This window comes from Bradyrhizobium erythrophlei (genome assembly GCF_042430365.1).
Taxonomy (GTDB): domain Bacteria; phylum Pseudomonadota; class Alphaproteobacteria; order Rhizobiales; family Xanthobacteraceae; genus Bradyrhizobium; species Bradyrhizobium erythrophlei.
In genome coordinates, this window is record NZ_JBHMET010000270.1 from 14,549 (window position 1) to 26,334 (window position 11,786).

The window sequence follows — 11,786 nt, forward strand, 5'->3', positions numbered from 1 at the left end:
CAATCAGTCGGTAACTCCCTCGACATCGCAGACCATCAGCGCGGTCTCGGCGAGGCTGACGATATCCACCCGCAGGTCGGTGGTGGTCCCCTGACCGATGATGCCTTGCAGCGTCAACTCGCCCTTTAGCGCTTCGATCATTCGTTTCATGCGTTGTTGGTACTTGATATTGGAGCAATGGTCGTCACTGAACATGTCGAAGGCTGCAATACGCTTTCTGATTGAGGTGAGTAGCCGGCGTCAAAGCGTCATGTGCAGCATGGTCATCGAGTCGCGAAAGGTGCCGTCGGACCGCATCGGTGGTTATTTTGGGACACGGGCCGAGTCAATTTGACGCAGATGCGTCGAACTGCGCCGCTGCCCGCATGTTTGGCGTCGCGTCAATCCTTGAGCAGCCGCCGCAACAGCTTGCCGGCCGGTGAGCGCGGCAACTCAGTGACGAAGCTGACGTCGCGCGGCACCTTGTAGGGCGCCATGTTCTGCCGTGCCCATGCCACGAGACGCGCGGCATCCAGCTCGGCACGCGGGTTCAGAACGATGAAGGCCTTGACGACCTCGCCCTTCGTCGCATCGGACACGCCGATGACGGCCGACGCCGCGATGTCCGGATGCTTGTTGAGGATCGCCTCGACCTCTTCGGGGAAGACGCTGTAGCCGGAGACCTTGATCATCTCCTTGAAGCGGCCCATGAAGGTCAGATAGCCCTCGGCATCGAGGCGGCCCATGTCGCCGGTGTGCAGCCAGCCATTGCGCAGCGTTTCCGCGGTCGCATCGGGGCGATTGCGGTAGCCCTTGAACACGCCCGGGCCGCGGATCACGATTTCGCCGGGGACGCCTGCCGGCGTGTCTGCGCCGGAGTCGGGATCGACGATCCGGATCTCGTTGCCGGGCACCGGCTTGCCATGCGTTCCCCAGCGCACCGCGGTGCGCGGCATGAAGGTGTCGACCGTATGCGTCTCGGTCAGCCCGTAGGCGGCCTCGAAGCTTTCGCAGTTTGACGCGACGGTTTGCCACTGCCTGGCGAGCGCCTCAGTCCAGTCGATGCCGAAGCTGGTCACGGGGTTGACGCGGAGGCTGGTCAGCCTGAAGTCGGAAATATTTGGCAGTTGCGTGATCGCGACGTTCATCGGCGCCACGCTGTACCACCAACTCACCTGGTAGCGGTCGATCGCCTGTGCGGTCGTCAGCGGATCGAACCGGTACAGCAGGACCGACGTCGCGCCGGCATAGACCGGTGCGTTCACGCCCATCACCATGCCCGCGATGTGGTAGAGCGGAGCGATCGAGAGCAGGACGTCGTCGGCACCGATCCCGTTGCAGTTCACGGTCGCGGCGGTCTTGAAGATGACGTTGCGATACGACAGCATCGCGCCCTTGGGCCGGCCCGTGCTGCCCGATGTGTAGATCATCAGCGCCGTATCGTTCATGTCGATCGCGACAGCGCCGGGCGTTGCACCGCTTGCAGCGACCAAGAGGAAGTCCTCGGTGTCGCCGGCCGCACCGGCCGGCTCTGATACGGATGCGAGCAGTTCGTCGGGGACGCCGATCTGCGGCTGCTCGGGCAGCAGGTCCGGGTAGCGGACCACGAAAACGTGCTCAAGCCTGGTTTTGTCGCGGACCTGCCGCACGATGGGCAGCAGCGGCTCGGCCGCGACGATCACGCGCGCACCGAGGTCGTCGAGCTGATAGGCGAGCTCATGCTCCTTGTTCAGCGCTCCGCAGGGGGAGGCGATGGCGCCGATCTTCTGGACGCCGTATTGCGCCATCATGTATTGCGGGCAGTTGTTCATGAACAGCGCGACCGGATCGCCCTTGCGGACGCCGAGCTGTTGCAGGCGCGCCGCGAACGCATCGCTCGCGCGGTCGAGCTCGAGATAGGTGATGGCACGACCGTACCAGATGCAGGCGGGCTTCTCCGGCCGCTCGCGGGCGTGCTGCCGGAGCATCTCATGCAATGGTCGTTCGTGGCTGTCCTTGGGAGCGTTTGTTTTTGTCATTGTCGGGAGGGTCTTGTGCTCATAGTGACTCGGAAAGGTGCAAACAGGCCGCTTCGGGGGTTATATTAGGACATTGGCACGCTCGACTTGCTTGATGTCACGCTCGCGTGCAGGACAGGCGGAAGCAGCGCCGCGACCCCCGCATGGGGCGGTTGCGGCCACCGTCTGATTTCTGAACGAGCGAGCTATCTGCATGAGGAACACCAAGATGCGATCCTATCCACGTCGCGTCAACTTCGAGAGCGGGGATGTCGAGTTTCGGTTGATGGGACTGGCCGACGAGGCTGCAACGCTCAAATTCGCCAAGGCGCTGGCCGTGCATGACATGCTGTTCCTGCCGCGAAACATCAGCGAGCCGAAGGTGCTGTCGGCCTGGATCAAGGAGATCGAGCGCGGCTCGATTGTCAGCCTGCTGGCGGTCAAGGACAACGCGGTAGTGGGGTGCGGCACGATCGTGCGGGATCCGCTGTCGTGGTCTGCCCATGTCGGAGAGATCCGCACCGTGATCTCGTCCCATGTCCGCGGTACCGGTATCGGACGGGCGCTGTCCCACGAGGCCTTCGACCTTGCGCTGTCGATGGGACTGGAGCGCGTGACCGTGCAGATGACGTCGGATCAGGTTCGTGCGATCGCGATCTTCGAAGGGCTCGGCTTCCGCACCGAGGCTCTCCTGCGCGACCAGGTGAAGGACCTGCAGGGCAAGACCCACGACATCGTTGTGCTCGGCCTCAACGTCGCGGAGGTAAGCGCGAAGCTCGAACCCAATGGTTCGTCCGACGCAGTCAAGTAGCGGCGGTTTCGCTTACCAGAGCGACGGTTTCACGGTTCGCGCGCCGTTCGCGTCCAGGACGGCGACGGTCGCGGTCATGCCGGCGTGCAGGGTGACGTCCCTGGGCACGTCGTCGATCGCGATCCGGACCGGAATGCGCTGCGCCAGCCGCACCCAGCTGAAGGTCGGGTTGACGTTGGCGATCAAGTCGTTGGCGACGGCGTTGTCGCGGTCGGTGATCGCCCGGGCGATGCTCTGCACGTGCCCGCGCAGCGGCGCGTCGAAGCCCATCAGTCCGACCGTGACCTTGTCGTTGATCTTGATGTGGCGCAGCTTGGTCTCCTCGAAATACCCCGCCACATAGAACGAATCGCTGTCGACGATCGCGACCATGGCGCGGCCGGCGGTCGCGTAGTCGCCGCGATCGACCAGGAGGTTGGTGACATAGCCGTTGACCGGCGCGCGGACCACGGTGCGGGCCAGATTGAGCTTCGCCACGCCGACGGAGGCGACGGCCTGATCATAGCTAGCCTGCGCCGACTGCATCGCGGCGCGGGCCTGGTTGAACGCTTCCTCGGAAATCGCGGCCGAGCTCAGCCGTTCGCGGCGATGCAGTTCGTCCTCGCGCTGATCGAGCACGCTCTTCGCGCCGGCCTCCGCGGCTTCCGCCGCCGACAGCGCCAACTCGTAGCGCGCCGGGTCGATGGTGAACAGGACGTCGCCGATCCGCACGTTCTGATTGTCCTTGACCGTGATGTCGACGATCATTCCGGCGACATCGGGCGCGACCATCACGACGTTGGCGCGCACGCGTCCGTCGCGGGTCCACGGGCTTTCCTCATAGGTTCTCCAGAGGTACCAGCTGCCGAGCGCGGCCAGCGCCACGGCAACCACCGTGACGGATACCCGGATCCAGGGAGCAAATTTAGGCATCATGCTGCGGACCCTCGGTGGTTCAAAGCGTTGTAGCGACAAGGGCGCTGAGCAGGATCACGTACAGCGCGGTGTTGAACAGCGGCGGATGCCAGACGAAGTGGTAGGCGCCGAGCCGCGTGAGCAGATAGCGCAGGGCGTACCATCCGACGGCGGCCCCGACGAGGTAGCCGAGCAGTGGCGGCAGATAGACGCCGTCGAGTGCGATCTCCTTGATCATGCGGGCACGGCCTCCGTGCTTGGCGCGCGGCGCGCGGCGTCGGGCAGACCGAAGAACGCCGCATGCTGCGCCAGCGTCACCTCGATGCTGTAAAGGGATTCGGCTGCGCGGGTCAGGGGCGCATCGTTGCCGAGCGACATGATCCGGGCGCGCGCAGCTTGAAGGACAGGCAGCGGCGAGGTGGCGCGTGCCGATCTGGCCGCGCCGACGAAATGCGCGCGCAAGGCGACCAGGCCGGCGTCGATCGCTTGCAGCGCCGGCGCGGAAAGCGAAGGGCGGAAGGAACGAAGCGCGAGCATGTTCAGCCCGATGCGAAGGCTCGCGAACGCGCCCTGCTGAATCGCATTCTGCTCCGCCACCGTCTGATCGAGCCGCATCAGCAGCGCGTTGATCCGGTCGAACATCCGGCTCTCGAACGTGCTCCGGCCTTCGGCCATGGTCACATCGGCGGTGTGTGCGAGATCCGCCATCATGCCGCGCGTCAGGCGCTCCACGGCCCAGCTCATGCTCAGTGGGCGCAGCAAGGCAAGCGCCAGCGCGCCGATCCAGATGCCGACGACATAGGCCAAGGCGTTGTTCAGGAAGACGGCGAAGTCGTACTGCATCTCGTTCGAGATGGCGATCAGCCCGCCGCCGTTGAAGATCACCGGAAGCACGTAAGGCGCGCCGGCGGGCACCGTCAACAGCAGCCCGCAGACGAGATAGAGCGGCGCGAGTGCGACCACGAGCGCGCCGAACGTCGTGAGCGGCGGCAGGATGATGAAGAGATAGATCCCGGCCACCGCGGCGCCGACCACGCTCATCTTGAGGAAGACCGCGGCGATCGCTGCGGGATTGTCGCGCGCGCCCGCGATGGCGCAGATGATTCCGGCGAATGTCACGGCCGTGGGGCCGGCCGGCCAGGCCGTGGCAATCCAGAATGCGCTCGCCAGCAGCACCGCGGCGGTAGAAACGAAGCCGCCCAGCACGGCAAAGCCAAAGTCGCGATAGGACCGGAAGGTCGGAACCGCCTGGTGGTCCGGAAGCATGCGCTCCGTGCTGATATGCGCGCGGATCCACACCGCATCGCGCCACATCCGCAAGATGTCGATCAGCCGGAGCAGAATGCTGCGGACCAGGAATGCCTCGGGATTGCCCTGCAGGACCTGATGCGAGGGAAGCTCGGCCTCGATCTCAGCCACAAGCGCAGCTTCGCTTGCGGCTTCCTTGTCCGATTGCTCCGGCGTTGCGGCGCCTGCCGATCCGGCGATATGGGTTGCGACCCGTTGCAGGATCGGCCGCAGGCGATCTGCGGCCTCCGGCTGCTGCCGGCGCAGCAGCGCCACGCGATCATAGAGGGCGACAAGCAGCGCCAGCAGCGAGAGCATCTTGCCCTCGAACTGCCGGAGGACCGTGTCGATCGGCCGCAGCGCCGGCGCATCGAGGACGGCGAAAGCGCGCATCGCATCGAGCGACATCATGGTCGCAATGATCGTGCGGCGATCGGCGAGCGCTTTTTCGCTGCCGGCCTCGCCGCTCAGCGAATCGTTCACCCAGCGCGCCATGTCCGGGAGCGCGGCGTGGAGCGTCTTGCGCAACGCGTCGCCGGCGCGCTGCGGAAGCACCAGATGGTGCATCAGCGTGCCGCATCCGATTCCGATCATGATCTCGAGACAGCGCTCCACCGCGAAATCGAACGCCGTCGTCGGCGCAAGCGCGGCGGGCAGGCCGATGATCGCGGCCGAATAGCCGGCCAGCATCCCGGCGTATGCCTGCGGCGCGTCGCGGAGATAGATCGACACCAGAGTCCCCGCGCCGATCCAGAGCGCCAGCGCCAGGCAGAACAGCTCGGGCGAGTTCGAGAACAGGGCCACGAACACCAGCGAGGCGATCGCGCCGATGATGGTGCCGAGGATGCGATAGAACGATTTGGCCAGCACCATTCCAGCAAAAGGCTGCGAGATCACGTAGACCGTGGTGACCGACCACACCGGGCGCGACAGGTTCAGCCGGAACGCGATGTAGAGCGCCAGCATCGCGGCGACGAATGTCTTCACCGAGAACAGGGCGTGACGCCAGGTCAATTGTCGAACGATCTGCAGCATGTCGGGTCGCTTGCGGGGTGATTTGCAGTATCTCCGGATGCACGTGGCGCGGAAGGTGCGGCAAGACCGGCGGGGAGGTTAGTTTGGGACAAGATGCGCGTCCCTTGCGCACCTGACCACTCAAGAATCCCTGAAGGGTCATGATGGCGGCTTTTCCCGCCTATCTCCCCCGTTTGGCCAATGTTGCAAAAAATGCAACAGAAATCTGACAGCGCGATCATTGATGCAAGGTGGTTTCTCCCTGATGCTTGCCGGGCAAGTTGGTTCACCGTTCACCGCGTTGCCTCGCAATCATCTTAGGGGTGTCCAGCATTATGACGTCGACTTCTTCTCCTGCAGACCAGGCCGCCGCGACAGTCAAGCCCGCAAGCACCGGCAAATTCACGCTGCTCCTTGCGGTGCTGATCATCGTTGCCGTCGCCGAGACCATCGGGGTCGTCCAGTTCCAGATCGGGCCCGGCAAGGTGCTGCTTCAACCGATGGTGTGGGCGCTGTTGATCGCGGCCGCATGGGGCCTTTCAGCGCGCTATCTGCCTGCCGCCGCGCGGATCGGGCCCGGCCTGCAGACCTATGCGGGACAGTTGCTCAACGCAGGCCTGCTGCTCTTCGTGATCAAGATGGGCTTCACGGTCGGCGGCGCGCTGCCGGAGGTCCAGAAGGCCGGCTGGGCGCTGATCTTCCAGGAGCTCGGTCACACCTTCGGCACGCTGGTCTTGGGCTTGCCGATCGCGCTCCTGCTCGGCGTCAAGCGTGAAGCGGTCGGCGCGACGTTCTCGATCGGCCGCGAAGGCAATCTCGTGATCATCGGCGAAAAGTACGGCATGAACTCGGCCGAAGGGCGCGGCGTGCTCGCCGAGTACATCACCGGCACCGTGCTCGGTGCCCTGTTCATCGCGCTGCTGGCCGGCTTCGTCGCCAGCCTGCACATCTTCGATCCGCGATCACTCGCGATGGGCGCCGGCGTCGGGTCCGGCAGCATGATGGCGGCCGCGATCGGGACTATCAACGGCCACAGTCCGCCCGAGATGGCGAAGGAGCTCATTGCGATCGCCTCGGCGGCGAACCTGATGACCGCCGTGCTCGGTTTCTATTTCGCCCTGTTCTTCTCGCTGCCGGTGTGCTCCTGGCTGTATGACAGGCTGGAGCCCGTGCTCGGCCGGTTCTCGAGCTTCAAGTCGGGGGACCTCGGGCCTTCGATCGCCGGCTCCGGCGCCGGCGAGGCCAAGCATGGCACGTTCGGCTTCTCCGACTCGCTGCTCGCCTGGATCACTGTCGCAGGCGGCGTCCTGATCGGAAACTCGCTCACCTACAAGGTCCCGCTGCTGCAATCAGGTACCGGTCTCCTGGTCGTGCTCGCGGTCGTGTTGCTGGTCGACGTCCTGGCCCGCCTGTTGTCGAAGGTGCCGCACATCCTCATCCTGGTCGCGGTCACCACCGTGCTCGGCATTCCCGGCCTGCTGCCATTCTCCAACGCGATGATTGCGTCGGTCGACAAGCTGAACTTCCTGGCGTTCACGACCCCCGTGCTGACGCTGGCAGGCTTCTCGGTCGCCAAGGACCTTCCGATCTTCAGGAAGCTGAGCTGGCGCATCGTGGTGGTGTCGTTGACGGCCGCCGCCGGCACCTTCCTCGGCGCAACATTGATCGCTGAATTCTTCCATCGCTAACCAACGGACAGGATCACGCATGTCAAAGGAATTTGGAATCGCTGACGATATCTGTGCCCGGATGCTGGATTGGCGTCATGACATCCATGCCAACCCGGAGACCGCATTCGAGGAGCACCGGACTGGCCAGCTGGTGGCCGATGCGCTGATGGAAATGCAGATCGCGGTCCATCGCGGTCTCGGCGGCACCGGCGTGGTGGGCACGCTGAGGAACGGCGAGGGACCGACGATCGCGCTGCGCGCCGACATGGACGCGCTTGATCTCCAGGAACTCGGGGAGCGCGCGCACAAGTCGATCCGCACCGGCAAGATGCATGGCTGCGGCCACGACGGTCACACGGCGATGCTGCTGGGAGCGGCGGTGCATCTCGCGCGTCATCGGCCGTTCCGTGGTACCGTCCATTTCGTGTTTCAGCCGGCCGAGGAGAATGAAGGCGGCGGCAAGAAGATGGTCGAGGACGGGCTGTTCAAGATGTTTCCCGCCGACGCGGTCTACGGCATGCACAATATTCCGAACATTCCGCGCGGAAGGTTCGCGATCAGGACCGGTATCGCGACGGCCTTCCTCGATACCTTCGAGGTCGTCGTGACCGGAAGCGGTTGCCATGCAGCGACGCCGGAGAAGGGCATCGACCCGATCCTGGTGTCGGCCGATCTCGTCTCCGCGCTGCAAGGGATCGTGAGCCGCCGGATTGGCGCAATGGATGCTGCCGTGGTGAGCGTCACCCAGATCCACGGCGGCGACACCTGGAACGTGGTGCCCGAGACCGTCACGCTGCGCGGCACGGTGCGAACGCTGGACGCCGAGGTGCAGGATCAGGTCGAGGCCGCGATGAAGCAGGTCTGCGCGGGCGTCGCGCAAACGCATGGCGCAAAGGTCGATCTGACCTACATGCGGGGTTATCCGGGCGTCATCAACACGCCCGCCGAGACCGATGCCGCGGCATCGGCGGCCACAATCCTCGTCGGCACCGAGCAGGTGCAGACCGACATCAAGCCTGCCATGGGCTCGGAGGATTTTGCCTTCATGCTGCAGGAGCGCCCGGGCGCCTATATCTGCATCGGCGCCGGCGAATCCGCCAACGATCCGCCGCTGCACAATCCGTATTATGATTTCAACGACGCCATCCTGCCGCTCGGCGCCGCCTATTGGGTCGAGCTGGTGAAGCAACAACTGCCTGCTGCTTGATGCTTTCGGTCTTCGACATCTTCAAGATCGGCATCGGCCCGTCGAGTTCGCACACGGTGGGGCCGATGCGCGCGGCCGGACAATTCGCCCGCGGGCTGGAGCGCGATGGGCTTCTGGCGAGGACGGCGCAGGTTCGCGCCGACCTCTATGGGTCGCTGGGCGCGACGGGGCACGGGCATGCGACCGACCTCGGCGTGATCCTCGGCCTGCTGGGCGAGAAGCCCGATACGGTCGATCCGGCCCAGGTGGTGCCGCAGCTTGCGGAGATCAAGCGTTCCGAAGAGTTGCGGTTACTGAATGTTCACCCGGTGTCGTTCCGGCGCGGGCGCGATATCGTGTTCCAGCCCGACAGCGCGCTGCCGGAACATCCGAACGGAATTCGCGTCGTGGCGTTCGCGGCCGACGGCAGTCTGCTGGCCGAACGCTATTACTTCTCGATCGGCGGCGGATTCGTGATCGAGCGCGGTTCGAGTGAAACGACTGAAGGTGCAGAGGGCGCGCATCCGGTCTGGCCGTATCCGTTTGGCACCGGCAACGAGCTGGTCGCACGCGCGCAGTCGAGCGGTCGCTCGATCGCCGATATGGTGCTTGCCAATGAGTGCGTGCATCGGACCGAGGCCGAGGTTCGCGCCGGCCTGCTGAAGATCTGGGACGCAATGAAGCAATGCGTCGATCGCGGCTTCGGGATCGACAATGCAGGCGCCGCCGAGCCGTTGCCCGGCCCGCTGAATATTCGCCGTCGCGCACCGGCGCTTTATCGCGAGCTGTCGGCGCGCAACAGCGACACCGAGAGTGTTGATCCGCTGGCGGCGATGGATTGGGTCAACGCCTTCGCGATGGCGGTGAACGAGGAGAATGCGGCGCGCGGACGGATCGTGACCGCACCAACCAACGGCGCCGCCGGCGTGATCCCGGCCGTGCTGCACTATTACGTCAAGTTCAGTCCCGGTGCGTCCGACGACGGCGTCATCACTTTTCTGCTCACTGCGGCCGCAATCGGTATGCTCTACAAGGCGAATGCCTCGATCTCCGGCGCCGAGGTTGGCTGCCAGGGCGAAGTCGGCGTCGCCTGTTCGATGGCCGCCGGCGGCCTCACGGCTGTGCTCGGCGGCACGCCGGCGCAGGTCGAGAATGCGGCCGAGATCGGGATGGAACACAATCTCGGCCTCACCTGCGATCCCGTCGGCGGGCTCGTGCAGATTCCCTGCATCGAGCGCAACGCGATGGGCGCCGTCAAGGCCATCAACGCCGCCCGAATGGCGCTGCGCGGCGACGGCAAGCACTATGTCTCGCTCGATGCCGTCATCAAGACGATGCTGCAGACCGGCGAAGACATGAAGTCCAAGTACAAGGAGACGTCGTTGGGCGGGCTCGCGGTGAACGTCGTGGAGTGCTGACGCCTTTCAGGCGCAGCGCGAGCGAAGTCTCGCGCGAACAAACTCAACCCCCGCGGACACGGCACAGCGCTGCGCGGCCCGGTACTGGGGATAGGAAGGCGGTCCGCCTCCGCCCAGTATTGCGAATGATATCAAATTGGAGCAAGACTTTAAACCCAAGAGGAGGACGACCATGAGCTCCGGAGGGAGGGAGCGCGCACGAGACGCCGCACCCGCGTGTCAATTGCCGCCGGATTTCGACCAGCATGTCTATTCCGCGCAGTTGATTGCCGCCATCATTGCCGAGCTCAGCAGGCAGGATGTTCGATCGTCGGTGGCGCTGGCGGGCACCGGCCTGACCGAGGATCAGCTCGAAGCGCACACGACGCGGATCTCGTACCGGCAGATCGACATTGTGGTGCGCAATGCATTGCGGCTGTCGAACGATCCATCGGTCGCGCTTCGTGCCGGACAGCGGATGCGCGTGACGGCGCACGGAATGTACGGATATGCGCTGCTGAGCAGCGCGACATACGACGAAGTTCGCGCCTTCGCCAATCGGTACCTTCGGGTCGTCGGCCCGCTTTGCGATGCAAAATACTCCTATGACGGCGCAACGGTCGTCTGCGCGTTCGAACCGCTGCATTGGCCGAATCCAACGCAGGACGTGCATCGCTTCGCGGCCGAGTTCGCCCTGTCGTCGCATCTGACGACGATGAAGGATCTGGCCGGCGAGTCATTCCGTTTCTCCCAAATTTCCGTTGCGTACGGCGAGCCGGCGCACGCTTGCGCCTACAAGGAGATCTTCGACTGCCCGGTTCTGTTTCGGCAGCGCGGCAACGAGTACAGGTACCAGCTGTCGCAGGCCGACGGGCCGGTGGCGCTGGCGGACTCCCGCACCCACGGAATGGCGCGCGAAATGTGCGAGCAGGTTTTGTCTGAGGTCAATCAGGCGGGCGGGATTGCCGCGGATGTCAGGCGCGTGCTGATCGAGCAGCCCGGCAGGTATCCGAACATCGAGGCGATCGCGGAGCGGCTTTCGATGCATCCGCGCGCGCTGCGCCGTAAGCTCGAAGCGGAAGACACGTCGTATCGCGAGCTTCTGGCGGAGGTGCGCACGCGCCTTGCGATCGAGTATCTGCGCAAGACCGCCATGACCAACGAAGAGATTGCGAACCGGCTTGGCTATAGCGACGCCGCCAACTTCCGGCATGCCTTCATCCGCTGGACCGGCAAGAGCCCATCCGATTTCCGGGTTTCTCCGCACATGTGACGGCCGCGCGGTCAGGACAGCACTGCGTTTGACCGTTCGTCACCCCAAGCTGTCCATAAGTCACCTCCGAACCGGTCTCGACGAACCTCCTCGCCGCTGAACTCCGTGCATAGACTGGCCATCGATAGCAAACGCGATGGTTGGTCAAGGAGTTGCGAGAGATGTGCAGGGCATTGCGCGGCGGAAGGATCGACCAGCCAGCATTCACGCGCCCCAGGCGTTAACCGTTTTCGCTCGGGGGCGCGCCTTCCGAACCTCAGCTGCGCCGCACCGCCGCT

The 11,786-nt window shown here is 64.7% G+C and carries 10 protein-coding genes; 5 read left to right on the plus strand and 5 right to left on the minus strand.

The annotated features are described in order from the left end of the window. Positions 1 to 3 precede the first annotated feature (3 nt). Positions 4 to 195, minus strand: a complete 192-nt coding sequence (locus ACFFWD_RS41290) for a hypothetical protein (RefSeq protein WP_376975139.1) — start codon at positions 193 to 195, stop codon at positions 4 to 6. 185 nt (positions 196 to 380) lie between these two features. Continuing rightward, positions 381 to 1,946: an AMP-binding protein gene (locus tag ACFFWD_RS41295; RefSeq protein ID WP_376975251.1), complete on the minus strand. Its 1,566-nt coding sequence runs from the start codon at positions 1,944 to 1,946 to the stop codon at positions 381 to 383. A 244-nt stretch (positions 1,947 to 2,190) separates the two neighbouring features. Between ACFFWD_RS41295 and ACFFWD_RS41300 the strand changes: the two genes are divergently transcribed. After that, positions 2,191 to 2,787 (plus strand): GNAT family N-acetyltransferase, encoded by a 597-nt coding sequence (locus ACFFWD_RS41300; RefSeq protein ID WP_376975140.1) that lies wholly within the window; start codon positions 2,191 to 2,193, stop codon positions 2,785 to 2,787. 12 nt (positions 2,788 to 2,799) lie between these two features. On the opposite strand, the gene ACFFWD_RS41305 is transcribed toward ACFFWD_RS41300, so the two are convergent. The 3 genes from ACFFWD_RS41305 to ACFFWD_RS41315 are packed head-to-tail and all read right to left on the minus strand — an operon-like array spanning position 2,800 to position 6,003. Further along, positions 2,800 to 3,702 (minus strand): efflux RND transporter periplasmic adaptor subunit, encoded by a 903-nt coding sequence (locus ACFFWD_RS41305; RefSeq protein ID WP_376975141.1) that lies wholly within the window; start codon positions 3,700 to 3,702, stop codon positions 2,800 to 2,802. Positions 3,703 to 3,721: 19 nt separating this feature from the next. Beyond that, positions 3,722 to 3,919 (minus strand): DUF1656 domain-containing protein, encoded by a 198-nt coding sequence (locus tag ACFFWD_RS41310; protein WP_376975142.1) that lies wholly within the window; start codon positions 3,917 to 3,919, stop codon positions 3,722 to 3,724. Then, positions 3,916 to 6,003 (minus strand): FUSC family protein, encoded by a 2,088-nt coding sequence (locus tag ACFFWD_RS41315; protein WP_376975143.1) that lies wholly within the window; start codon positions 6,001 to 6,003, stop codon positions 3,916 to 3,918. Before ACFFWD_RS41315 ends, ACFFWD_RS41310 begins: the two co-directional genes overlap by 4 nt. A gap of 314 nt (positions 6,004 to 6,317) precedes the next feature. On the opposite strand from ACFFWD_RS41315, the gene ACFFWD_RS41320 reads away from it, so the two are divergent. The 4 genes from ACFFWD_RS41320 to ACFFWD_RS41335 all read left to right on the plus strand — a co-directional run bounded on the left by ACFFWD_RS41320 (position 6,318) and on the right by ACFFWD_RS41335 (position 11,508). Then, entirely contained in the window at positions 6,318 to 7,670 is a 1,353-nt protein-coding gene (locus ACFFWD_RS41320; protein ID WP_376975144.1) for a DUF3100 domain-containing protein, read from the plus strand. 19 nt (positions 7,671 to 7,689) lie between these two features. Then, entirely contained in the window at positions 7,690 to 8,859 is a 1,170-nt protein-coding gene (locus ACFFWD_RS41325) for a M20 aminoacylase family protein (protein WP_376975145.1), read from the plus strand. Continuing rightward, on the plus strand, positions 8,856 to 10,256 hold the full coding sequence (locus tag ACFFWD_RS41330; protein ID WP_376975146.1) for an L-serine ammonia-lyase: 1,401 nt from the start codon (positions 8,856 to 8,858) through the stop codon (positions 10,254 to 10,256). The genes ACFFWD_RS41325 and ACFFWD_RS41330 overlap by 4 nt, the downstream gene beginning before the upstream one ends. A gap of 172 nt (positions 10,257 to 10,428) precedes the next feature. Then, on the plus strand, positions 10,429 to 11,508 hold the full coding sequence (locus ACFFWD_RS41335) for an AraC family transcriptional regulator (RefSeq protein WP_376975147.1): 1,080 nt from the start codon (positions 10,429 to 10,431) through the stop codon (positions 11,506 to 11,508). The last annotated feature ends 278 nt before the right edge of the window (positions 11,509 to 11,786 follow it).